This is a genomic window from Streptomyces sp. HUAS MG56 (assembly GCF_058673395.1).
In genome coordinates, this window is sequence record NZ_CM178722.1 from 3,617,217 (window position 1) to 3,639,861 (window position 22,645).

Annotated in this window: 20 protein-coding genes; 6 read left to right on the plus strand and 14 right to left on the minus strand. The window is 72.9% G+C overall.

Annotated features, from left to right (window positions below):
• Window positions 1–89: 89 nt before the first annotated feature.
• Complete coding sequence (locus AC4OXY_RS17205; RefSeq protein WP_491994167.1) at window positions 90–1,931, minus strand: choice-of-anchor P family protein; 1,842 nt, start codon at window positions 1,929–1,931, stop codon at window positions 90–92.
• Window positions 1,932–2,456: 525 nt separating this feature from the next.
• Here AC4OXY_RS17205 and AC4OXY_RS17210 point away from each other — a divergent pair.
• Together AC4OXY_RS17210 and AC4OXY_RS17215 are read left to right on the plus strand one after the other, a co-directional pair.
• Window positions 2,457–2,519 (plus strand): trp operon leader peptide, encoded by a 63-nt coding sequence (locus tag AC4OXY_RS17210; protein WP_356021349.1) that lies wholly within the window; start codon window positions 2,457–2,459, stop codon window positions 2,517–2,519.
• A gap of 98 nt (window positions 2,520–2,617) precedes the next feature.
• Entirely contained in the window at window positions 2,618–4,501 is a 1,884-nt protein-coding gene (locus tag AC4OXY_RS17215; RefSeq protein ID WP_376293568.1) for an anthranilate synthase family protein, read from the plus strand.
• Window positions 4,502–4,515: 14 nt separating this feature from the next.
• On the opposite strand, the gene AC4OXY_RS17220 is transcribed toward AC4OXY_RS17215, so the two are convergent.
• From AC4OXY_RS17220 to AC4OXY_RS17235, 4 genes are all read right to left on the minus strand, one after another.
• Window positions 4,516–5,544 (minus strand): 6-phosphofructokinase, encoded by a 1,029-nt coding sequence (locus AC4OXY_RS17220; RefSeq protein WP_356020936.1) that lies wholly within the window; start codon window positions 5,542–5,544, stop codon window positions 4,516–4,518.
• A 106-nt stretch (window positions 5,545–5,650) separates the two neighbouring features.
• The gene (locus AC4OXY_RS17225) at window positions 5,651–6,328 is read right to left on the minus strand and encodes a response regulator (protein WP_356020934.1); all 678 of its coding nucleotides are present in this window, start codon (window positions 6,326–6,328) and stop codon (window positions 5,651–5,653) included.
• Window positions 6,325–7,557: a MacS family sensor histidine kinase gene (gene macS / locus AC4OXY_RS17230; protein ID WP_362820570.1), complete on the minus strand. Its 1,233-nt coding sequence runs from the start codon at window positions 7,555–7,557 to the stop codon at window positions 6,325–6,327. Before macS ends, AC4OXY_RS17225 begins: the two co-directional genes overlap by 4 nt.
• Before the next feature lie 26 nt (window positions 7,558–7,583).
• Entirely contained in the window at window positions 7,584–8,333 is a 750-nt protein-coding gene (locus AC4OXY_RS17235) for a lysophospholipid acyltransferase family protein (protein WP_356021346.1), read from the minus strand.
• A 183-nt stretch (window positions 8,334–8,516) separates the two neighbouring features.
• On the opposite strand from AC4OXY_RS17235, the gene AC4OXY_RS17240 reads away from it, so the two are divergent.
• Both AC4OXY_RS17240 and AC4OXY_RS17245 read left to right on the plus strand, forming a co-directional pair.
• Window positions 8,517–9,320, plus strand: coding sequence for an alpha/beta hydrolase (locus AC4OXY_RS17240; RefSeq protein WP_356020930.1), 804 nt, complete (start codon window positions 8,517–8,519; stop codon window positions 9,318–9,320).
• Window positions 9,313–9,933, plus strand: coding sequence for a hypothetical protein (locus tag AC4OXY_RS17245; RefSeq protein WP_356020928.1), 621 nt, complete (start codon window positions 9,313–9,315; stop codon window positions 9,931–9,933). Before AC4OXY_RS17240 ends, AC4OXY_RS17245 begins: the two co-directional genes overlap by 8 nt.
• Before the next feature lie 30 nt (window positions 9,934–9,963).
• Here the strand turns inward: AC4OXY_RS17245 and AC4OXY_RS17250 are convergent, their stop codons facing one another.
• From AC4OXY_RS17250 to AC4OXY_RS17275, 6 genes are all read right to left on the minus strand, one after another.
• A complete protein-coding gene (locus AC4OXY_RS17250) occupies window positions 9,964–10,719 on the minus strand; it encodes an endonuclease/exonuclease/phosphatase family protein (protein ID WP_491994168.1) in 756 nt (251 codons plus the stop codon).
• A gap of 71 nt (window positions 10,720–10,790) precedes the next feature.
• Complete coding sequence (locus AC4OXY_RS17255) at window positions 10,791–11,744, minus strand: ROK family glucokinase (RefSeq protein WP_071372402.1); 954 nt, start codon at window positions 11,742–11,744, stop codon at window positions 10,791–10,793.
• Window positions 11,745–11,811: 67 nt separating this feature from the next.
• A complete protein-coding gene (locus AC4OXY_RS17260; RefSeq protein WP_491994169.1) occupies window positions 11,812–12,354 on the minus strand; it encodes a DUF5304 domain-containing protein in 543 nt (180 codons plus the stop codon).
• 83 nt (window positions 12,355–12,437) lie between these two features.
• Window positions 12,438–13,613: an ArsA family ATPase gene (locus AC4OXY_RS17265; RefSeq protein WP_491994170.1), complete on the minus strand. Its 1,176-nt coding sequence runs from the start codon at window positions 13,611–13,613 to the stop codon at window positions 12,438–12,440.
• A 56-nt stretch (window positions 13,614–13,669) separates the two neighbouring features.
• On the minus strand, window positions 13,670–14,125 hold the full coding sequence (locus tag AC4OXY_RS17270) for an SRPBCC family protein (RefSeq protein ID WP_491994171.1): 456 nt from the start codon (window positions 14,123–14,125) through the stop codon (window positions 13,670–13,672).
• A gap of 134 nt (window positions 14,126–14,259) precedes the next feature.
• On the minus strand, window positions 14,260–15,081 hold the full coding sequence (locus tag AC4OXY_RS17275) for a metallophosphoesterase family protein (RefSeq protein ID WP_356020916.1): 822 nt from the start codon (window positions 15,079–15,081) through the stop codon (window positions 14,260–14,262).
• A gap of 296 nt (window positions 15,082–15,377) precedes the next feature.
• Between AC4OXY_RS17275 and AC4OXY_RS17280 the strand changes: the two genes are divergently transcribed.
• A complete protein-coding gene (locus AC4OXY_RS17280) occupies window positions 15,378–17,171 on the plus strand; it encodes an AMP-dependent synthetase/ligase (protein ID WP_362820566.1) in 1,794 nt (597 codons plus the stop codon).
• Between the two features lie 28 nt (window positions 17,172–17,199).
• Here the strand turns inward: AC4OXY_RS17280 and AC4OXY_RS17285 are convergent, their stop codons facing one another.
• Window positions 17,200–18,837 carry a GMC oxidoreductase gene (locus AC4OXY_RS17285; protein ID WP_491994172.1) on the minus strand — a complete coding sequence of 546 codons (1,638 nt, stop codon included), beginning with the start codon at window positions 18,835–18,837 and terminating at the stop codon, window positions 17,200–17,202.
• A gap of 51 nt (window positions 18,838–18,888) precedes the next feature.
• Window positions 18,889–20,031: a glycosyltransferase family 4 protein gene (locus AC4OXY_RS17290; protein ID WP_491994173.1), complete on the minus strand. Its 1,143-nt coding sequence runs from the start codon at window positions 20,029–20,031 to the stop codon at window positions 18,889–18,891.
• A gap of 159 nt (window positions 20,032–20,190) precedes the next feature.
• On the opposite strand from AC4OXY_RS17290, the gene AC4OXY_RS17295 reads away from it, so the two are divergent.
• Window positions 20,191–21,429, plus strand: a complete 1,239-nt coding sequence (locus tag AC4OXY_RS17295) for a glycosyltransferase 87 family protein (protein WP_491994174.1) — start codon at window positions 20,191–20,193, stop codon at window positions 21,427–21,429.
• Between the two features lie 10 nt (window positions 21,430–21,439).
• Here the strand turns inward: AC4OXY_RS17295 and AC4OXY_RS17300 are convergent, their stop codons facing one another.
• Window positions 21,440–22,630, minus strand: coding sequence for a hypothetical protein (locus AC4OXY_RS17300; protein ID WP_402063474.1), 1,191 nt, complete (start codon window positions 22,628–22,630; stop codon window positions 21,440–21,442).
• Window positions 22,631–22,645: the final 15 nt, after the last annotated feature.

Below are 22,645 nucleotides of genomic sequence, written 5' to 3' on the forward strand. Positions count from 1 at the left end.
GACCCCCTCATTCGCTCATCAAGTGAGACGCATCCCGCCCGGATGTGGAAAACGGGCCCCCGTGCACGGGGGCCCGTTCCCGGCGGCGGTCAGCCGCAGTTGTGCGCCGCCGAGGTGCTGGACGCGACGACCACGTCCACCCCGGGGGCGGTCAGGTGCACGGCGTCGACCGTGAGGCCGCCGTCCGCCGTCCTGACCTGCTCGTTCACCACGAGCTTGGCGCCCACGACACCGAGGTCGACGGATTCGTTCACGCTGCCGTCGAGCTTGACCGGGACACCGGCCACGGTGAGCGTGAGGTCCGTGCTGCCCGACACCGCGCCGCAGGTGCTGGTCGAGACGGCCTTGATCCCGGACACCTTGAGGACGGGGAGGCCCGGCAGGCCGACCGTGGCCTCCTCCAGGGACACGGTCGAGGTGGCGCCGCTGGGTCCGGCCTTGGTGTCGACCCGGGCGCACAGCGTCTTCGAGGTGAGCACGAGCGTGTTGACGTCGGCCGTGCAGGGCGGCGCCGTGCTGCTCGCGCCCGCGGTGCGCACGGTGCCCGTGTCGGGCGTCGGCGGGACGGACACCACCGGCAGGCCGAGCAGCGAGACGTCGGCCGACAGGCCGTAGGCCCGCCCGGTGACGTACTGGAGCCGCACGGTGTCGGTGGTCTCGGCGGGCAGGTAGCCGTCGTCGCCGGCGAAGGACGCCTTGACCGGGACGGTCGCGTCGGCGTTCAGCGGGGCGTCGACCGAGGCGATGGTGCACGTCGCCGCGCCCTGGGCGTCCGTCGTGCCGTCGCAGGTCTGGGCGCCGAGCGCGAAGCTCACCTTCTTGTCGGCGACGGGCGCGCCGGCGTCGGTGGTGAGGGTCGCGGACAGGGCGGCCGGGGAGCCGTCGGAGACGGTCTTCGGGCCGGTGTAGGCGAGCTTGGTCGTCTTCTTCTGCGGGGGCGGCGGAGGCGTGCCGCCGGTTCCCACGTCGATGAAGTCGCGGTCGATGCCGATCGTGGCGCCGCCGTGGCTCTCGGTCAGATCACCCGCGTACTGGTGGACGCGCTGGTGGTCGGCCCAGAGGCCCGCCGGGATCGCCGGGTCGTCGGTCGTCGCCCGGTTGTCCCAGCGGGCGGTGTCGATCACGTCGGGCAGGGTGATCTTCCCGGCCGCCGCGACGAGGTCGGGCGTCAGGGACGCCCCGCCCCCGTACGCGCCGGAGCGGTAGCCCAGGTCGTGCAGCCGCTTGGTCCAGGCGTCGAGGTAGGCGAGCACGCGGGAGGTGTTGTCGCCGCCGGGCGGGTAGTTCTCCATGTTCTCGTAGAGCACCGAGCCCGCGCCGAGCCCCAGCGCCTTCGCCTGTGCGACCGCGTCGTCGGCGGCCGCGCTGCCCTGCGGGGCCGGGTCGGTGATGACCGTGCAGCGCCCGCCGCAGCTGCCCGAGTCGGCGGTGGCCTGCTTGCCGACGTAGATCGGGAGGAAGCGCCAGCCGTTCGTGTACTGGGTCTGCACCCACTGGGCGCTGAGGTTCGCCTGGGAGCAGCCGCGGTTCTCGCCGCCGATGTAGACGCCGACGGCGCCGTAGCCGGAGGAGCCCCTCCAGGCGTTCATCGCCGCCTGGCTCGGGGCGTCGCAGGCGTCGAAGCCGGTGCCCTGGTACGAGGTCGCGTCGGCCGGCACGGCGAGCGCGGCCGGCGCGGCGGACGGCGCTGCGGTCCGCGCCGAGGCCACCGGCAGCCCGGCGCTGCGGAGCACCCGCTCGATCCCGGCACGGTCACCGCCGTAGCCGGCCGTGACGGTGATGCCGGCGGCGGTCGCACTGTACGTCCGTGAGGTGGGGTTCTCGGTGACGGTGGCCTTGGTGGCGGTCGAGGGCCGGACGAGCAGCGCCTCGGTGCGGCCGGTCACGTCGGCGGGGCAGTTCTGCCGGGCGCCCGGGGTGCCGAGGTACACGGTGTGCCGGTCGAAGCGGACGCAGGTGGCCGGGTTCTTGCCGAGGTCGACGACTTTCCAGTCGGCGGGGACGGTGAACGTGTGCCCCCGGTAGTGGATCGCGGTGGTGCCGCCGCCGGTCGTGTCCGGCGCGGTGGCGGCCTGTGCGGTGGCGAGCGGTGCGGCGCCGAGTGCCGCCGCGGCGGCGAGGACGGTCAGCGCCCGTGCGGCGCGCCGTCTCGGCCGCGGGTGCGGCCGTGAGGACAGTGGTGTGGAAATGACTTTCTCCTCCCCCGTGGGACGAAAGCGGTCCGGGGGAAGACTGGAAGTCAGATCGTGTACGCGTCAATAAATGACGCTCAATTGCCGGTTTTTTCGGCCTACTTCCGTTTGCGGAGCGTCGGCGCGCCGGGCGTGAGGGCGCTGTGGGGACGGCGTGAAGCAGCGGGTCGCCGAACGCGCACGGGGCCGGACACAGCCTCCGGGAAGGGGGCGTCGGACGGATGAACCCGCCAAGGCTTGGCCGGATCGGGTAGGGTGCGGGACATGTTCGCGCACTCGCCCATGAACCAGAACTGGTGGTGGACCGCTCATCCGGCGGCCCACTGACTGCGCGTACCCAGACATCGCGAAGGCCGCCCGAGGGGCGGCCTTCGGTGTTTCCAGGGCCGGGCCGTTCCTCCCACCGCACGAGGAACCGAGGAGCCATGGACCTGACCCGACTGCTGGACGACGACCGACCGTTCGCCCTCCTGCGCCGCCGCGCACCGGGCCGCGACCACGACATGGTCGAGCTGCTGCGGGGCCCCGTCTCGGCCCGCGACCGGCTCGCCGATCTCCCCGACGAGGGGCTGGCGCTGGTCCCGTTCCGGCAGATCCGCGAGCGCGGCTTCGACGTCCGCGACGACGCCACCCCGCTGCTGGTGCTGATCCCCGAGGAGTCGTACGAGATCCCGCTGGAGCAGGCCCTGGAGCAGCTTCCCGGGCACGAAGTCCGGGTCGAGGGAGGCGGGTTCGACATCGAGGACGAGGAGTACGCCGGGATCGTCGGGCAGGTGCTGGCCGAGGAGATCGGCCGGGGCGAGGGCGCCAACTTCGTGATCCGGCGGACGTACGAGGGCGGGATCCCGGGCTTCGGGCGCGCGGACGCGCTGGCGCTGTTCCGCCGGCTGCTGGCGGGCGAGCGGGGCGCGTACTGGACGTTCGTGGTGCACACCGGGGACCGCACGCTGGTCGGGGCCAGCCCCGAGGTGCACGTGCGGATGTCCGGCGGGACGGTCGTGATGAACCCGATCAGCGGGACGTACCGCTATCCCGCCGAGGGCCCGACCCCGGAGCACCTTCTCTCCTTCCTCGCCGACGGCAAGGAGATCGAGGAGCTGTCGATGGTCGTCGACGAGGAGCTGAAGATGATGTGCACCGTCGGCGACATGGGCGGGGTCGTCGTCGGACCGCGGCTGAAGGAGATGGCCCATCTCGCGCACACCGAGTACGAGTTGCGCGGGAAGTCGTCGCTGGACGCGCGGGAGGTGCTGAAGGAGACGATGTTCGCGGCGACCGTGACCGGCTCGCCGGTGCAGAACGCCTGCCGGGTCATCGAGCGGTACGAGCCGGGCGGCCGGGGCTACTACGCCGGTGCGCTGGCGCTGCTCGGCCGGGATTCCGGGGGCGCGCAGACCCTGGACTCCCCCATCCTGATCCGCACGGCCGACATCGACGCGGCCGGCCGGCTGCGGGTCGGGGTCGGCGCGACGCTGGTGCGCGGTTCGGATCCGGCGAGCGAGGTCGCGGAGACCCATGCGAAGGCGGCGGGCGTGCTGGCGGCGCTCGGGGTGCGGCCGGCCCGGCCGCGCGCGGAGCGGGAGTTGCCCCGGCTCGCCGACGATCCGCGGGTGCGGGCCGCGCTGGACGGGCGGCGGTCCTCGCTGGCCCCGTTCTGGCTGCGGATGCAGGAGCGGCTGCCCTCGCTCGACCGGCACGCCCTGGTCGTGGACGCCGAGGACACCTTCACGGCGATGCTGGCGCACGTGCTGCGCTCGGGCGGCCTGGAGGTGACCGTCCGGCGCTACGACGAGCCGGGGCTGCGGGCGGCGGCGCTCGCGCACGAGGGTCCCCTCGTGCTGGGCCCCGGCCCCGGCGACCCGGCCGACCCGGCCGACCCGAAGATGCGGTTCCTGCGGGAGCTGACGGCGGCCGTGCTGCGGGAGCACCGGCACGGGGTGCTCGGCGTCTGCCTCGGGCACGAGCTGATCTCGGCCGAGCTGGGCCTGGACATCGTGCGGAAGGAGGTGCCGTACCAGGGGGCGCAGACGGCCGTGGACCTGTTCGGGCGTGCGGAGACGGTCGGCTTCTACAACAGCTTCGTCGCCCGCTGCGACGACGAGGCGGCCCGGGAGCTGGCCGCGCACGGCATCGAGGTGAGCCGGGCCGGGAACGGCGAGGTGCACGCCGTACGGGGACCGGGCTTCGCGGGCGTGCAGTTCCACCCGGAGTCGGTGCTCAGCCTGAACGGGGCGGCGATCGTGCGGGAGTTGATCGGCGGGGCCCGTCCCCGAACGCCGGACGGGCTGCCCTGTGCCGACCGGCGCTGAGGACGAGCTCTCGCTCAGCCGAAGAAGACCCCCACCTCCGTGTACAGCTTCGGGTCCACCGTCTTCAGCCTGGCGGTGGCCTCGGCCAGCGGGACGCGGACGATGTCGGTGGCCCGCAGGGCGACCATCATGCCGTAGTCGCCGTCGTGGACGCAGTCGATGGCGTGCAGGCCGAAGCGGGTGGCGAGCCAGCGGTCGAAGGCGCTCGGCGTGCCGCCGCGCTGGACGTGGCCGAGGACCGTGGTCCGGGCCTCCTTTCCGGTGCGCCGCTCGATCTCCTTGGCCAGCCACTCGCCGACCCCGGAGAGCCGCACGTGTCCGAAGGAGTCGAGCGAGCCGTCCTTGAGCACCACGTCGCCGTCCCTGGGCATGGCGCCCTCGGCGACGACCACGATGGGGGCGTACGACGCCCGGAAGCGGGAGGTCACCCAGGCGCAGACCTGGTCGACGTCGAAGCGCTGCTCGGGGATGAGGATGACGTTGGCACCGCCGGCCAGGCCCGAGTGCAGGGCGATCCAGCCGGCGTGCCGGCCCATCACCTCCACGACCAGGACCCGCATATGGGACTCGGCGGTGGTGTGCAGCCGGTCGATGGCCTCGGTGGCGATGTTGACGGCGGTGTCGAAGCCGAAGGTGTAGTCGGTGGCCGACAGGTCGTTGTCGATCGTCTTGGGCACCCCGACGCAGGGCACCCCGTACTCGCCGGACAGCCGGGCCGCGACGCCGAGGGTGTCCTCGCCGCCGATCGCGATGAGGGCCTGGACGTCCAGTTTGGCCATGTTGTCCTTGATCCGGCGGATCCCGTCGTCCTCCTTCAGGGGATTGGTGCGCGAGGAGCCGAGGATGGTGCCGCCCCGGGGCAGGATGCCGCGCACCGTGGGGATGTCGAGGCGGACGGCGCGGCCTTCGAGGGGGCCCCGCCAGCCGTCCCGGAAGCCGGTGAAGTCATAGCCGTACTCCTGCACGCCCTTGCGGACGATGCCCCGGATGACGGCGTTGAGCCCGGGGCAGTCACCGCCTCCGGTCAGTACTCCGACCCGCATGGAAAAGTCCCTTCGCCACGGTTTCCTGACATTTGGTCACGCTAACGGTGACCCAGGTCACACCGGGAGGGGCGGGACGGGTGATTCCGGGGCGCGGAAAGGGGGCTTACTCGTCGTCGAGGCCGCGCTCGATGGCGTACCGCACCAGTTCGACCCGGTTGTGCAGCTGAAGCTTGCCGAGGGTGTTCTGGACGTGGTTCTGCACCGTGCGGTGGGAGATGACGAGGCGTTCGGCGATCTGCTTGTAGCTCAGGCCCTTGGCGACGAGGCGCAGCACCTCGGTCTCGCGGTCGGTCAGCCGGGGTGCGCCGGGCTCGTCGGCGCCCTGGGCGGGGGCTGGTTCGGAGGCGAGGCGGCGGTACTCGCCGAGGACCAGTCCGGCGAGGCCCGGCGTGAACACCGGGTCGCCGACGGCGGTGCGGCGCACGGCGTCCAGCAGTTCCCCGGTGGAGGCCGACTTCAGCAGATAGCCGGTGGCCCCGGACTTCACGGCCTCCAGGACGTCGGCGTGCTCACCGCTCGCGGACAGCACGAGGACGCGCAACGCCGGGTTGTGGCCGACCAGTTCCTTGCACACCTGGACGCCGGGCTTGGCCGGCAGGTTGAGGTCCAGGACGAGGACGTCGGGCGCGGCAGCCCTGGCGCGGCGCACCGCCTGCTCGCCGTCCCCGGCGGTGGCCACGACCTCGAAGCCGGACTCGGCCAGGTCACGGGCGACCGCGTCGCGCCACATGGGGTGGTCGTCCACCACCATGACCCTGATCGGGTCCCGCTGCTCGCTCATCGACGTCCTGCCTCCGCGTTCTTCGCTGCTTTCGGTGCTTTCGGCACTTTCAGTTCGACCTCCGTGCCCTGCCCGGGGACGGAGAGGAGCTCGGCGCTGCCGCCGAGATCGCGCAGCCGGCCGCGGATCGACTGGGCGACCCCGAGCCGCCCCTCGCTCTCGGCCTGCGCGAGCCGGCCCTCGGGGATGCCGGGGCCGTCGTCCCGGACGGTCACGACGATCTCGTCCGGCTCGTCCTCGACCAGGATCCAGGCCCGGGCGTCCTCGCCCACGTGCCGGCGCACGTTGTCCAGGGCGGCGCCGACCGCCGCGGCCAGTTCCCGGGCCGCCGGGGGCGGCAGCGGCACCGGGGCGCCGGGCTCGGCGAGGCTGACCCGGCCGCACGCGTAGGGGGCGAGCAGGGAACGCAGATCGACGTCATGGCCCGCCCCCTCGTCGTCCGGCTCCTCCACCATCCGTACGACGGCCCCGGCGGCCGCGTCCTCCGACACCCGGGACACCGGCACCAGCCCGCCCGAGACCAGCGTGCGCAGCGCCACCTCCTGCTCCCCGGCCAGCCGGCCCAGCTCGGCCGCCTCGCCGCCGAGGGCCGTGCCCCGGCGCTTGACCATCGCCAGCACCTGGAGGACGCCGTCGTGGATGTCCCGGGCCAGCCGCTCCCGCTCGCGGGTCGCGGCCTCGATCTCCAGGGCGCGCGCGAGGGTGCGCTCGGAGGCGCGGGCGACCTCGACGACGTAGCCGATGGCGAGGCAGGAGACCCAGAGGAGGATGAGGCTGTGTACCGTGTCCCGGGCGGGATGGCCGCGTTCGGCCAGATTGGCCAGCGCGACCGGTGTGGCGGCGACGGCGGCCCAGCGCCAGCCGCCCCTGATCGCGAAGGCCAGCACCGCGCCCGCGGTCCATATCGACGGCAGCGTGGGGCCGCCCGCGATCCGCTGGTGGCTGTCGGCGAGCGGGGTGATCAGGACGCCGGTGAGGGCGATGACCAGGTCGGCGGCCAGGAAGGGCGTCGTGCAGCTCGCCGCGTTGCGCACGCTCGGCAACGTGGCGAGGGTCCAGACGAACAGGACGGCGAAGTAGCCGACGGCGACCCAGGGGCGCACGTAGAGGTCGTACCGGGTGACGCACAGGCCGATGGCGTAGAGCATGGTCAGGACGCGGTAGCCGGCGAGCGCACGCCACAGCGGCAGCTCGACCGACATCCGCAGGACGCGCTCGCGCTTCGGCATCTCCCCCGGTCCCCCCAGCCCCTCTCTCAGGCCTCCTGGGCCTCTTCCTTCTTCCCGGCCTCCATGGCCTTCTCCGCCTCCTTGGCCGACTTCGCCGCGTCCGCGATCTGCCGCTTGGCGGCGGTCGCGTACATGTCGACGTACTCCTGGCCGGAGAGCTTCATGATCTCGTACATGACCTCGTCGGTCAGGGCGCGCAGGACGAAGCGGTCGTGCTCCATGCCGGCGTAGCGGCCGAAGTCCAGCGGCTTGCCGATGCGGATGCCGGGGCGCATGAGCTTCGGCATCACCTTGCCGGGCGGCTGGATCTTCTCCGTGTCGATCATCGCCACGGGAATCACCGGCGCGCCGGTGGCGAGCGCCACGCGCGCGAGGCCGCCGGGCTTGCCCCGGTAGAGCCGGCCGTCGGGCGAGCGGGTGCCCTCGGGGTAGATGCCGAACAGCTCGCCGCGCTCCAGCACCTCGATGCCGCTCCTGATCGCGGCCTCGCCCGCACCGCGCGCCCCGGAGCGGTCCACCGGGAGCTGTCCGACGCCCTTGAAGAAGGCCGCCGTCAGCCGGCCCTTCACGCCCGGGGTGGTGAAGTACTCGGCCTTCGCGATGAAGGTGACCTTGCGGTCCAGCACCGCGGGCAGGAAGAACGAGTCCGAGAACGACAGGTGATTGCTCGCCAGAATCGCCGGACCCTCGGCCGGGATGTTCTCCAGTCCCTCCACCCAGGGCCTGAAGGCGACCTTCAGCGGCCCGCCGATGGCGACCTTCATCGTGCCGTACAACACCCGTGTGCCTCCCGTTTCCGTCGAACAGACCTTAACCCGGAGGACCGTCAATGAGCCCGACGACCCTGGTCGGTGTCAGTGCGGTCGCGTACGGTGAAGCACATCCACGCATTTCTTTCCGCACGCCTCTGCCGGCCGTCGGGCCGCCGGAGCACCGTCCCAAGGACAGGAGAGTCGAAGGTGCCGGTTCTCCCCGGAGCTGAGCCCTACCGCCACGAGGGCGGGGAGGTGGGCGTCCTCCTCTGCCACGGCTTCACCGGCTCGCCCCAGTCGCTGCGCCCCTGGGCGGAGCACCACGCGGCCCACGGCCTGACCGTGTCCCTGCCGCTGCTGCCCGGCCACGGCACCCGCTGGGAGGACATGGCGGTCACCACCTGGCAGGACTGGTACGCGGAGGTGGACCGCGAGCTGCGCGTCCTGTCCGAGCGCTGCTCCCGGGTGTTCGTCCTCGGCCTGTCGATGGGCGGCGCGCTGGCCCTGCGGCTCGCCGCCCGGCACGGCGCGCGGGTCACGGGCGCGGTGGTCGTCAACCCGGCGAACAAGGTGCACGGCCTGTCGGCGTACGCCCTTCCGGTGGCCCGGCATCTCGTGCGCACGACGAAGGGCATCGCCAGCGACATCGCCCAGGAGGGCGCGGCCGAGGTGGGCTACGACCGGGTGCCGCTGCACTCGGCGCACTCGCTGCGGCAGTTCCTGCGCCGGCTGGACGGCGAGCTGCCCCAGGTCACCCAGCCGTTGCTGCTGCTGCGCAGCGCGCAGGACCATGTCGTCCCGGCCGCCGACTCGGCCCGGGTGCTGAGCCAGGTGTCGTCCACGGACGTCACCGAGATCGTGCTGGAACAGAGCTACCACGTGGCGACGTTGGACAAGGATGCGGACCGGATCTTCGAGGAGAGCCTCGCGTTCATCGGCCGGCTCGCGCCCGGTGCGGGCAAGGACGGTGCCGGCAAGGACGGCAAGGAAGGGACGGCCGCAGTTGGCTGAGCACGACTCGGACCGCGAGGGTCGCGAGCCGGACGAGCAGGGCGTGCCCTTCGACGAGGACGCCGCCTGGCAGGCCATCGTCGCCGGGTACGGCGAGGAGCCACCGGACCCGCCGGGCGCGAGGCCCTTCAGGTCGGTGGAGGATCTCGCGCTGCCGGAGACGGACACCGAGGACCCCGACGACACGGCGCAGGGCCCGGCGAAGGACACCTCGGCGGACGGCGAGGGCGAGGGGGACGGCCCCGCCGGTGCGCCGCCGGTGCGGCCGCTGGGCAGCTCGATCACCTTCGCCCCCGGTGTCGGCGGCGGCCCGCGCGACTACACGACCGCGCGGCCCTCCGACGCCGACTTCGACGAGGACGACGAGGGCCACTTCGTCCCGCCCGAACCGCCCCCGCTGCCGACCGCCGACACCACCGCCAAGTTCGGCTGGCTCGGCGTCGTCGGCGGCCCGCTGCTGCTCCTGCTGGCGGTGCTGCTGGGCTGGGACATGACGTGGTGGCTGACCACACTGGGCATCGGCGGCTTCCTCGGCGGCTTCGCCACGCTGGTGATGCGGATGCGCACGGACGACGACGAGGACGACGACCCGGGGCGGGGCGCGGTCGTCTGACCTTGGTACGGGTGCACAGGTGCCGCGGGCTCAGCCCGCCGGGACTCTGAGGGCGGCCAGGACCGGGAGGTGGTCCGTGGCCGCGATCAGGTCGGAGCGGGTGACGCCGGGCTGCGCCAGGGGCACCCCGCAGCCGAGCACGCCGATGCCCTTCGTGGCGAAGATCGCGTCGATACGGCGGTGCGGCTCGCTGTGGCGCCAGGTCTCCTCACCGCCCCAGGGGGCGACGGCCCGGCAGTCCTGAAGGGTGCCGGAGAGCAGCCGGAAGGCGGGGCCGTCGGGGCCCTCGTTGAGGTCGCCGCCCGCGACGGCGTGCTCCACGTCCAGACCGGCGAGGCGGTCGAGGAGCAGACCGGCCTGCGCGTACCGCTCCTTCCCGTCCAGGCTCAGATGGCCGCTGACCACTCCGAGGCGGGCGCCGCCGAACCGGACCACCGCGGTGGCGAGGCCGCGCCGGTGGAGGCCGGGGGTGAGGGGCAGGAGGACGTCCTGCGTGCGCTCGACGGCGGCGCGCAGCGAGCAGAGGATCGCGGGACCCGCGGCGGTGGCGCCGCCGGTGAGGATCACCTGACCGGAGGCCGCCGCGAGCCGGGCGAGCTTCTTGCGCCAGCGGAAGAAGCGCGGGGCCTCCTGGACGAGGACCAGGTCGGGCGCGCAGGCGGAGATGACCGCGGCCAACGCGTCCGTGTCGTCCCGCATCGAGCGGATGTTGTAGCTCAGGACTCGGATGACCGCCGAACCGTCGGGTTCCGTACGGGAGTTGGGGAGGAGCGTGCTGGTCGCCATGACGGTCAACATACGACGGTGCCCGCCGTCCCGGGAGCGGACGCGGCGGGCACGGTCGCAGGACGGCCTCGCTACATGATCGGGTCGGGCTCCCGGGCCAGGTCCGCCGCGCCGACCAGGCCCGCCTTGTTGCCGAGCTGGGCCGCGATGACGTCGGCCACCGGGCGCCAGTTGCCGCCGACCAGCCAGCGCTTGTAGGACTTGCGGATCGGGTCGAGGACCAGTTCGCCCTCGTCGGAGAGGCCGCCGCCGACGATGAACGCCGAGGGGTCGAAGAGGGAGGCCAGGTCGGCGAGGCCCGCGCCGGCCCAGCGGGCCAGCTCGCGGTAGGAGTCGACGGCCACCGGGTCGCCCTGGCGGGCGGCCATGGAGATGTGCTTGCCCTCGATGCCGTCGGGGGTGCCGTCGCCCAGCGACAGCAGCAGCTCGGCGTTCTCGGGGGTGGCGTTGGCGCGCTGCTTGGCGTAGCGGACCAGGGCGCGGCCGGAGGCGTACTGCTCCCAGCAGCCCTGCGAGCCGCAGCCGCACAGCAGGCCGTCCGGGACCATCCGGATGTGGCCGAACTCGGCGGCCACGCCGAAGTGTCCGCGGCGCAGCTTGTTGCCGATGATGATGCCGCCGCCGAGGCCGGTGCCGAGCGTGATGCAGATGACGTTGCGGTGGCCCTTGCCCGCGCCGAACCTGTACTCGCCCCACGCCGCGGCGTTGGCGTCGTTCTCGACCACGACCGGGAGGCCCACGCGGGCCTCGACCTTCTCCTTCAGCGGCTCCTGGCGCCAGTCGATGTTCGGCGCGAAGTACACCGTCGAGCGCTGCCGGTTCACGTAACCGGCCGCACCGATGCCCACGCCGACGATCTCGTGCCCGGCTCGTGCGCCCTCGACGGCAGCGGCGATGGCGTCCACGATGCCCTCGGGCGTGCCCGGGGTCGGCACCTGGTGGGTCGAGAGGATGTTGCCTTCCTCGTCGACCACACCGGCCGCGATCTTGGTACCGCCGATGTCGACGCCGATGGTGAGTCCCATGAATCCCTCAGTTCCGGTCGAGCCCCGCTACGGCCAACCGTACCCGAGGCCCTGCCGGGAAAGCGCTTCAGTCCAGGTCGATCCGCTCCCCCGGACCGGTGCCCTCGCCCGGGTCCCGCCGCTCCCCCTTGCCGGCCCGCCCCTCACCGGTCAGGTCGTCGGCGGTGCGGGCGGTCCAGCGCTGCTCCTGGCCCTGGACGGCGGAGCGGTAGGCGGCGAGCAGTTCGCCGCCGGCCGCGGCCAAGTGGTCGAAGACGTCCGGGTTGCGCTCCATGACGGGCTCGACGGCGGCCTTGGCCTGCTGGACGACCTGCCGTACGACCTGCTGGGCGGCGGGTCCGGCGAGGCCGCCGAGGAGGGGTGACTGGAGGCCGGACAGCTTGTCGGCCACCGTGTCCACGAACTTCTTCAGCTCCTCGGCGGCCGAGCCCGGCTGCGGGCCGTGCTCGGCGCGGCGGCGGGCCTTCTCGGCGGCGAGGTCCTCGGCGCAGGCCGTGGCCCAGGCGTCGGCGTCGGTCGCCCGGCTCTCTTTCCCGTGCTCCTCTTTCTCGTACGCGTCGTGCGCATCGTGCGCGTCGTACGAGTCGGCTGCGGGGCGCTCTTCGCTCATGGCGGACTCCTGACTACGGTTCGCCTCTACGACGTTACCCGAACGGGCGTACCCGGTTCATCGCCCCCGCTCACCGGTCCGGCTCACCGGCCCGCGGCGGGCCACAGGTCGGGGTCCGGGGCGAACCGGATGCGCAGCTCGCCCTCGCGCAGCGCGGCCCCGGCGACGGTGCAGCGGCGCAGGGCGGAGGGCAGCGGGACGATCCGGCGGAACGGGCCCGCGCTGATCACGAGCTCGTCGCCGCGCCGGATCAGGTCCAGCTCGTCCCGTATCGCGCCGGGCAGCGGGACGTGCCAGACGAGCACGCCGTCCTCGGCGATCCGGTCGGTGACGGGCCACCCGACCGGGGCGGTCGACGGGTTGACGGGGGGTACGGCGAGGGAGCCGAGGTCGTCGCCGCCGCGCGGGTCGCGGCCCAGGTGGGGGACGGGGTGGACGTCGTAGGGCAGCTCCCGCCAGTCGTCGAGGGCCTTGCGCTGCTGGGCGAGGAGCCCGGCCGGCCAGCTCTCCGGCGCGGTCTCGGGCAGGGCGCGGTTGGCGAGCAGGGCCTCGACGGGCAGGCCGCGCAGGGCGAGGCCGAGGCCGGCGGTGCGCAGGGCGTCGGCACCGGCCGGGCCGGGCTCGGCGACCAGGCGCACGGCGGTGGCGCGGTCGGTGAGGACGGCCTCGACGGCGGCCAGTTCGACGTCCCAGCGGGCCGCCGTCTCGTAGAGCCAGTCGGCGGGCATGGGCACGCCGGCCAGCCGGCCGAGGACGGGGCGCAGCGCGCGGGCGGCCTGCCGCTCGGGCGGGAGCAGCCGGCGCAGATAGCGGCGCAGTTCCTCGGCCAGGCCGAGCAGGGCGAGGGCCTGCGGGAGGGGCGGGAGGTCGACGACGAGGAGGTCGTAGCGCTCGCTGAGGGCGGCGTCCCGCAGGGCGCGCAGGAAGGACAGTTCCTCGGCGCCGGGCAGCTGGGTGACCTCCTCGGCGTCCAGGCGGGCGGCGCCGAGCAGGTCGAGGACGTTCGCGGCGCGGGACTGGAAGGCGGTGAGGTCCTCGCGGAAGCGGATCGTGGCGTCGGGGCGCCAGGCGGTGAGATTCGGCGCGGCCTCCTGCGGCGCCGGTCCTGTCGCGGAGCCCAGGGCCGCGCCGGGGGTGTCGGTGCGGTCGGCGCTCAGCAGGAGGGTCCGGGTGCCCGCGCGGGCGGCGGTGAGCGCGGTCGCGGCGGCGACCGTGGTACGACCGCTGCCGCCGGGGCCCGTGATCAGGATGGTGCGCATAGGGGTGAACGCTACCGGTGCCGGGCGGGCGGCTCGGCGCGTGTGACCGGGGGTGACTACTTCTCCCCCGACGCCTCTCCCGACTCCACCCGCTTCTTCAGACCGGCCAGCGCCCGGTCGATGATGACCTTCTCCGCCTTGCGCTTGATCATGCCGAGCATGGGGATCTTGACGTCGACGGTGAGGCGGTAGGTGACCTCGGTGGCGCCCTGGCCGGCCGGCTTCAGGAGGTAGGAGCCGTCGAGGGAGCGGAGCATCTGGGACTTCACGAGGCTCCAGGAGACCTCGTTGTCGCCGGTCCAGGTGTAGCCGAGGACCTGGTCGTCCTTGATGGCGCCGGCGTCCATGACGAGGCGGACCTGCTCGGCGCGGCCCCGTGCGTCGGTCTCCAGGACCTCGGCCAGCTTCACCTCGCCGGTCCAGTCCGGGTAGCGCGCGAAGTCGGCGATCACCGCCATGACGTCGGCCGGTGCCGCCTCGATCGTGATGCTCGAGCTGGTGTGTTCCGCCATCGCCGTGGCTCCTCCAGATGCGGGCCGTACTGAGATCGTCGTGCGCACGTGTGTGCAGCGTGAAGGCTACCGCGCCACCGACCTGCCGCCCTCACCCCGTCTCCCGCACCCCCGGCCGCCCGGCCGCGGGCCGGTCACCATTCGAGCACCCACGGCGTGCCCGACCCCGCGAAATGCCCCACGTTCACGCATTCCGTCGCGCCGATCCGCATCCGGCGCACGAGCGGCTGATGGACGTGCCCGAAGAGCGAATAGCGGGGCCTGGTGCGGCGGATGGCGGCCAGCAGGGCGCGGCTGCCGCGTTCGAAGCGGCGGGCGACGGTGTCGTAGACCAGCTCGGGGACCTCGGGCGGGATGTGCGTGCACAGCACGTCGACCTCGCCGACCGCCTCGATCTTCGCCGCGTACTCCTCGTCGTCGATCTCGTACGGCGTCCGCATGGGCGTCTTCAGGCCGCCGCCCACGAAGCCGAAGACACGGCCGCCGATCTCCACCCGCTGGCCGTCGAGGACCGTGGTGCCCGGGCGGGCGTACTCGCGCCACAAAGGCGGCATGTCGACATTGCCGTAGGTGGCGTACGTCGGGGTGGGGAACGCGGCGAACATCTCGGCGTACTGCTTGCGCACGGCCTTCTCGATGGCGCCGGCCCGGTCGGCGCCGATGCCGGCCCACAGCCGCGCGCCGAACTCCCGGGCCTCCTCGAAGCGGCGGGCGGTGCGCAGCTCGACGATGCGGTCCGCGTTCTCCTCGCCGAACAGGTCGGGGAAGATCCCGCGCGAGTGGTCGGCGTAGTCGAGGAAGAGGACGAGGTCGCCCAGGCAGATCAGGGCGTCGGCACCCTCGCCCGCCCGCGCCAGGGCCTTCGCGTTGCCGTGCACGTCGCTGATGACGTGGATGCGCGTACCGCGCGCCGCACGCGGGCCCGCGGGTCGGTTTCCGGACGGTGTGGATGCCATGGCGATCAAGCGTAGGCCTGTGCGATGTGCGTGAACAGTGGCGGTCGGGCCTGCGGTTACTGGCCGGTCGGTTCAGCCGTGGACTACTGTGCGCGAAGGAACGCCAGCCTGTGTGACGCAGCGAACATCTCGCCGGGACCCCCTGTCGGGAACGGCATACCGGCGGGTAACGTCCGGGCAGTCCAGTCGTGCTCCGGATTTCAGCCACCGAAGCCCCGAGCACCAGCCCGAGCCTTGGACCGCTCCGTCGCATCACACAGTGTCGTGGCGTCGGCGCCCTATGAGGAGCAGCAGTCTTGCGCGAGTTCAGCCTTCCGGCTTTGTACGAGGTCCCTGCGGACGGCAATCTGACCGACATCGTCCGCAGAAACGCCGCGCAGCATCCCGACGTCGCCGTCATCGCCCGCAAGGACGGCGCCTGGCAGGACGTGACGGCCCGGCAGTTCCTGGCCGAGGTGCACACCGCCGCGAAGGGGCTCATCGCCGCCGGGGTGCAGCCGGGCGACCGGGTGGGCCTGATGTCCCGCACCCGGTACGAGTGGACGCTGCTGGACTTCGCGATCTGGAGCGCGGGCGCGGTCACCGTGCCGGTGTACGAGACCAGCTCGCCGGAGCAGGTGCAGTGGATCCTGTCCGACTCGGGCGCGACCGCGTGCATCGTGGAGCAGGCGGGTCACGCCGCCGCGGTGGAGTCGGTGCGCGAGTCGCTGCCCGCCCTCAAGCACGTCTGGCAGATCGACGCCGGGGGCGTGGAGGAGCTGGGCCGGCTCGGCCAGGACGTGTCGGACCAGACCGTCGAGGAGCGCAGCTCGCTCGCCTGCGCCGACGACCCGGCCACCATCGTCTACACCAGCGGTACGACCGGGCGCCCCAAGGGCTGTGTGCTCACCCACCGCAGCTTCTTCGCCGAGTGCGGCAACGTCGTCGAGCGGCTGCGGCCGCTGTTCCGCACCGGTGAGTGCTCGGTGCTGCTCTTCCTGCCCCTCGCGCACGTCTTCGGGCGGCTCGTGCAGATCGCCCCGATGATGGCGCCGATCAAGCTGGGCTGCGTCCCGGACATCAAGAACCTCACCGACGAACTGGCCGCGTTCCGGCCGACGTTGATCCTCGGTGTGCCGCGCGTCTTCGAGAAGGTCTACAACTCGGCGCGGGCCAAGGCGCAGGCGGACGGCAAGGGCAGGATCTTCGACAAGGCGGCCGACACCGCTATCGCCTACAGCAAGGCGCTGGACACCCCGTCGGGCCCGTCGCTCGGTCTGAAGATCAAGCACAAGACCTTCGACAAGCTGGTCTACAGCAAGCTGCGCGCGGTGCTCGGCGGCCGGGGCGAGTACGCCATCTCCGGCGGCGCCCCGCTCGGCGAGCGGCTCGGCCACTTCTTCCGCGGCATCGGCTTCACGGTCCTGGAGGGCTACGGCCTGACCGAGTCCTGCGCGGCGACCGCGTTCAACCCCTGGGACCGGCAGAAGATCGGCACGGTCGGCCAGCCGCTGCCCGGCTCGGTGGTGCGCATAGCGGACGACGGCGAGGTGCTGCTGCACGGCGAGCACCTGTTCAAGGAGTACTGGAACAACCCGGGCGCGACGGCCGAGGCGCTGGCCGACGGCTGGTTCCACACCGGTGACATCGGCACCCTGGACGAGGACGGCTACCTCAGGATCACGGGCCGCAAGAAGGAGATCATCGTCACCGCCGGCGGCAAGAACGTCGCCCCGGCCGTGATCGAGGACCGCATCCGGGCGCACGCGCTGGTCGCGGAGTGCATGGTGGTGGGCGACGGGCGGCCGTTCGTGGGCGCGCTGGTCACCGTCGACGAGGAGTTCCTGGGCCGGTGGGCCGAGGAGCACGGCAAGCCGGCGGGTTCCACCGCGGCGTCGCTGAAGGACGACCCGGATCTGAACGCGGCGATCCAGGCGGCCGTCGACGACGGCAACGCCGCGGTGTCGAAGGCGGAATCGGTGCGGAAGTTCCGCATTCTGTCCTCCCAGTTCACGGAGGAGTCGGGCCACCTCACCCCGTCGCTGAAGCTCAAGCGGAACGTGGTGGCGAAGGACTACGCGAACGAGATCGAGGCGATCTACGCGAAGTAGCGGGAGCAGCACGTCTCCTGACGGAGTGTCATGGCGCGGTGTCCTCGGCGAGGACCCGCGCCATCGTGCGTTCGGCGAGTGCGGTGATGGTGACGAACGGGTTCACGCCGATGTTGCCGGGCACGAGCGAGCCGTCGGTGACGTAGAGCCGGTCGTAGCCCTTCACCCGGCCGTAGTCGTCCGTGGCCTTCCCGAGGACGCAGCCGCCGAGCGGGTGGTAGCAGAAGTCGTCGGCGAAGACCTTGCTCGTGGAGCCGAACAGGTCGTAGCGGTAGATGGTGGCGTTGGCCAGGTTGATCCGGTCGAACAGCTTCTTGGCCATGGCCACCGAGACCGCGCTCTGGGCGGGGGTCCAGCCGAGTTTCACCGCCCCGGACGAGGAGTCGTACGAGAACGACGCCCGCTCGGGGTTCTTGGTGATCGCCAGATAGAGGCTGACCCAGTGCTCGAACCCCATGGGCAGCGGGGCGATCTCGGCGAAGACCGGGTTGTCGGTGTTGGCCCAGTCGTCGATGCCCAGTACCGGCATGGTGGCCTGGTTCGCGCCGACGGTGTCCCAGACGTGGTTGGCGCGGCCGAGCATGGTGTTGCCGTTGGTGCCCCAGCCGGCGCCGACGTCGGCGGTCAGTTCGGGCAGGGTGCCGGTGTCCCGGGCGCGGACGAGGAGTTCGGTGGTGCCGAGACTGCCGCCGCCGAGGAACAGGTACGTGCAGCTGTACTGCCGGCTCTCCACGACCGCGCCGGTGGTGTCGATCCGGTCGGTGCTCAGGACGTACGACCCGTCGCCGGCGCGGCTGACCGACGTGACCTTCTCCAGGGTGTGGATCGTGACGTTCCCGGTGCCGAGGGCGGCGGCCAGATAGGTCTTGTCGAGGCTGCGCTTGCCGTGGTTGTTGCCGTAGATGACCTCCCCGGCGAGCGCGGACTTCACGGCCGTGCCGGCGGCCTCCTGCTGCATGTAGCCGAAGTCGTAGACGTTCGGCACGAAGGTGGTCTTCAGGCCCGCGTTGCCCGCCGCCTTCCGGGAGGTGCGGGCGAACCGGTACCACTCGGTGGACTCGAACCAGGCCGGGTCGACGGTGTTGACGCCGAGCTCGGTGCGGGCGCGCGGGTAGTAGGTGCCGTACATCTCGTCGGCGTCGACGGTCGGGAACTGCTCGGCGAAGTAGGACTTCACGGGCGTGACCGCCATGCCGCCGTTGACGAGCGAGCCGCCGCCGACGCCCCGGCCGACGTAGACGGACATGTGGTCGTAGTGCACGCGGTCCAGGACGCCGGGGTAGGAGCTGATGTCCTTGTTGACCACGTCCAGCCAGAGGAAGGTGGCGAGCGGGGCCTCGGTGCGGGTGCGGAACCACATGGACCGCTGGTCGGGGGCGAGGGTGGAGCAGAAGACCTTGCCGTCGCCGCCGGCGGTGTTCCACAGCTGCCCCATCTCCAGGACGAGGGTGCGGATGCCGGCCTGGCCGAGCCGGAGGGCGGCGACGGCACCGCCGTAGCCCGAACCGACCACGATGGCCGGGGAGTTGTCGACCGCGGCCGGTTCGGCGGCGTGCGCGGACGGGAGGCCGATGCGGGTGAGACCGGCCGTGGCGGCGGTCTGGAGGGCGATCACGTCCAGGAGGTGACGTCTACTCAGCTGACGCTGCATCAGTTTTGCTGTCATGCGCGCAGCATGTGCGGATTTTCCGGTTCCGCCTAGACTCTCCGGAACGTTTTAGAGAAGGGCTTTGAGCTTCTCCGCCAGCAGGTCCCAGCGCCAGCGCTCCTCCACCCACTGGCGGCCCCGCTCCCCCATCCTGCGGCGCAGCCCGGGGTCCTGGAGCAGCGGGACGATGCGGTCGGCCGCCTCCTCGGGGGAGCCGCCCCGCACGACCCACCCCGTCTCCCCGTCCAGGACGGCGTCCGGTGCGCCGCCGGAGTCGCCCGCGACCACCGGCAGGCCGGTCGCGGAGGCCTCCAGGTAGACGATGCCGAGGCCCTCGACGTCCAGGCCGCCGCGGCGCGTGCGGCAGGGCATGGCGAAGACGTCGCCGGCGCCGTAGTGGGCGGGCAGCTCGGACCAGGGGACCGCGCCGGTGAAGCGGACCGAGGCCGCGACGCCGGTCTCGTCGGCGAGGCGCCGCAGGTCCCGCTCGTAGGGGCCGCCGCCGACGATCAGCAGCACGGTGTCGGGCTCGGCCGCGAGGATGCGGGGCAGGGCCCGGACGAGGGTGTCCTGGCCCTTGCGCGGGACCAGGCGGGAGACACAGACCACGACCGGGCGGTCGGCGAGACCGAGGCGGGCGCGGACCTCGTCTCCGCCGGAGCCGGGGTGGAAGGTCTTCTCGTCGACCCCGGGCGGCAGTTGGACCATGCGGTCGGCCGCCGCCGGGGTGAGCGCCGTGGCGATGCGCGAGCGCGTGTACTCGCCGAGATAGGTGATCGTGTCCGTCGACTCTCCGATCCGGCGCAGCAGCTGCCGGGCGGCGGGCAGCTGGGCCCAGCCGGCCTCGTGCCCGTGCGTCGTGGCCACCAGCCGCTCGGCGCCGGCCGCGCGCAGCGCCGGGGCCATCAGGCCGAGCGGGGCCGCCGCCCCGAACCACACCGAGGTGCAGCCGTGCTCGCGCAGCAGCCCGGTCGCGCGCCGGGTCGCCCGCGGGGTCGGCAGCAGCATGGTCGAACGGTCGCGTACGACGGTGAAGGGCTGCTCGGCGTCGAAGGCCGCGGTGGCCTCGGCGCCCTCGTGGCCGCGCTTCCAGGTGGAGGCGTAGACGACCAGCCGACCGGGGTCCAGGCGCAGGGCCATGTTGTGCAGGAACGCCTGGATGCCACCCGGGCGGGGCGGGAAGTCGTTGGTGACGATCAGGGTCTTGTGCATCGTGGCCGACCTTACCGAACGAGCCGCTGGCCGGCCGGGCCCGATCGGGCTGTGTGCGGCCCGGTGCGGCGGGGTCTGTGGCAGGTACACAGCCGGGCACGACATCATGGGGCAGGCGAGGCCGACAGCGAACCGGGAATCGAACGGCAAGGGGATCACGTGGAGACCAAGGGCGCCGGGCGGTCCCTGGCATGGCTGCTCGCGACCTGGGGCGTCACCCGTCTCGTGCTGCTGCTGTTCGTCTTCAAGGTGTGGATCTTCCCGGGGGGCCTGGACGTCACCTCCGACGTGTCGGTGATCTACCGCGGCTGGTACGAGGTCCTGCGCCAGGGCACGTTCCCGCTGGACGACGTGACCTGGCAGTACCCGCCCGCCGCCGCCCTCCCGGTGCTCGCCCCCGCCGCGCTGCCCTTCCTGTCGTACGAGCACGCCTTCTTCATGCTCGCCTTCCTCGCCGACGCGCTCGTGCTGTGGCTGCTGGTGCGTCCGGGCCCGCGCCCCGGGCGGTCGCTGCGCGGGGCCTGGGTGTGGGTGGCGGGCGTGCCGCTGCTCGGCCCGACGGTGTACGCCCGCTACGACGTGATGGTGACCGCGGTGGCCGTCGCGGCGCTGCTGGCGGGCGTCCGGCATCCGCGGGTGATGGGCGCGCTGACCGCGTTCGGGGCGCTGCTGAAGGTGTGGCCGGCGCTGCTGCTGGTGGGCTGCTTCCGGCGCCGGGCCTGGGCGTCGGCGGCGATCACGGCGGCCGGGCTCGCCGCCGTGTTCGCGGTGTCCATGCCGGGCGCCTTCGCCTTCCTGAGCTTCCAGCGGGACCGGGGCACCGAGGTGGAGTCGCTGGGCGCCCTGGTCTTCCATGTGGCCCGGCACTTCGGCTGGAGCGGCCAGGTGCTGCTGAACTACGGCTCGATCGAATTCCTCGGCCCGCACGTGGACCAGGTCAGCACGGCGGCGCTGGCGCTGACCGGGGCCGCGTTCGGCTGGCTGCTGCTGTGGCGGCTGCGGGTGGCGCGCCGCACGCCGACCGTCCTCGCGGACGCGGCGTTCACGGCGGTCCTGCTCTTCACGGTCACCAGCCGCGTGATCAGCCCGCAGTACCTGGTGTGGCTGGTGGGCGTGGCGGCGGTCTGCCTGTCGTACCGGGCGAGCCGGATGGGGGCGCCCGCGCTGATGGTGGTGGTCGCGTCCTTCGTGACGGTCCTGGAGTTCCCGCTCGGGTTCGTGCACGTGGTGACGAGCGACCGGTACGGGGTGCTGCTGATGGTGGTCCGCAACGGCCTGCTGGCCGTGGCCGCCCTCACGGCGGGCCGCCGCCTGTGGCGCGCGACCGTCACCCCGCTCCCCACCACTCCCCTCCCGCCCGAACCGGCCCACCCCCGTCAGGCCCCGGTCTCCCCCTGACCGGGCGCGCTCAGCCGAGCTGGGCCCTGACGTACGCGCGCCACTGCGCGGTGAACGCCTCCTGTGTCGTGCCGAGTACCTTCTTCAGCGCGCCCTCGACCGCGCCCGCACGCTGCGGGTGGGCGCCGACGGCGCGGTAGAAGGCGTCCAGCCGGGCCGTGTCCCAGTGGGCGGCGATCATCCGGCAGGCCAGCCAGCCGCTCTCGTAGGCCTGGGCCAGCTTGACCGGGTCGCTGGTGAAGCCGAAGTCCCTGTCCGTGGGCAGGGCGGTGGGCACCTCGCCGCCGCGGACGGCGCGGGTCAGTTCCGGCGCGACTTCGGTGGGGGTGCGGCCGGTGCCGAGGTAGCCGATCCAGTCCGCGTAGCCCTCGGAGAGCCACAGCGGGGTCGCGGCGGTGGTGTGCGCGCGGGTGGCCACATGGGTGGTCTCGTGGGTGAGCACGACCTGTTTGCCGAGGTCGCCGAGGCCGGCGTACGCGTCCGGGTTGACCACCACCCGGTCCGCGGGCGCCTGCGCGGAGCCTCCCGCCTCGCCGGTGGTGACGGCGGCGATGCCCCGGTAGTCGGCGGCGGGCGAGCCGAGCAGTGCGGCCATGCCGTCCAGGGACGCCGGGACCAGGACGACGACCCGGCGGCTCCAGTCCGTGCCCCACGCCCCGGAGACGGCCGGGACCGCACGGTCGGCGAGCCCGGTGTAGGCGCGCAGCTCGGCGGCCGTCCGGCCGATGCCCAGCACCAGGCTGTGCGCGCCCCGGACGGCGCTCACCGTGCCCTGGTCCCACAACTGCTGCCCGGCCTGCCGGGCGGGTTCGTCGGCGGTGACGTACCACCCGCCGTCGGCGGTGCGGCCGAGGGTGAGGGTGCGGTCCGCGTCGAGCGGGGCCGTGTCGTATCCGGCGACGCGGTAGCTCAGCTCGGCGTCGGCGGTGGCGCCGGAGCCGCTCTCGCGCACGTCGGTGACCCGGTAGGTCCAGGACGCCAGCGGGACGGCGCGCAGCCGGGCGTACTCGGCACGGGCGCCCGTGACCGCGTACGCCCCTTCGTCGTGCCCGAGCAGGGCCGCCGAGCGCCGGTCGAGCAGCTGCTGCACCTCGGCGCGGGCGGAGTCGGCCGTAGCGGCGCCGAGGCCGCATCCGGTCAGCGCCAGCAGCAGCGCGAGGCCCGCGGCCCCGGCCCGCCACGCCCGTCTGCGACCAGTCACTTCCCGATCGTAACG

Coding starts and splice junctions, on each gene's coding strand:
- AC4OXY_RS17255 (WP_071372402.1), bottom strand. CDS start 11,744: ATGGGACTCACCATCGGCGTCGACATCGGCGGTACCAAGATCGCGGCC.
- AC4OXY_RS17215 (WP_376293568.1), top strand. CDS start 2,618: ATGGACCTGACCCGACTGCTGGACGACGACCGACCGTTCGCCCTCCTG.
- AC4OXY_RS17290 (WP_491994173.1), bottom strand. CDS start 20,031: ATGCACAAGACCCTGATCGTCACCAACGACTTCCCGCCCCGCCCGGGT.
- AC4OXY_RS17285 (WP_491994172.1), bottom strand. CDS start 18,837: ATGACAGCAAAACTGATGCAGCGTCAGCTGAGTAGACGTCACCTCCTG.
- AC4OXY_RS17250 (WP_491994168.1), bottom strand. CDS start 10,719: ATGGCGACCAGCACGCTCCTCCCCAACTCCCGTACGGAACCCGACGGT.
- AC4OXY_RS17275 (WP_356020916.1), bottom strand. CDS start 15,081: ATGGCATCCACACCGTCCGGAAACCGACCCGCGGGCCCGCGTGCGGCG.
- AC4OXY_RS17260 (WP_491994169.1), bottom strand. CDS start 12,354: ATGAGCGAAGAGCGCCCCGCAGCCGACTCGTACGACGCGCACGATGCG.
- macS (WP_362820570.1), bottom strand. CDS start 7,557: ATGCCGAAGCGCGAGCGCGTCCTGCGGATGTCGGTCGAGCTGCCGCTG.
- AC4OXY_RS17225 (WP_356020934.1), bottom strand. CDS start 6,328: ATGAGCGAGCAGCGGGACCCGATCAGGGTCATGGTGGTGGACGACCAC.
- AC4OXY_RS17265 (WP_491994170.1), bottom strand. CDS start 13,613: ATGCGCACCATCCTGATCACGGGCCCCGGCGGCAGCGGTCGTACCACG.
- AC4OXY_RS17220 (WP_356020936.1), bottom strand. CDS start 5,544: ATGCGGGTCGGAGTACTGACCGGAGGCGGTGACTGCCCCGGGCTCAAC.
- AC4OXY_RS17270 (WP_491994171.1), bottom strand. CDS start 14,125: ATGGCGGAACACACCAGCTCGAGCATCACGATCGAGGCGGCACCGGCC.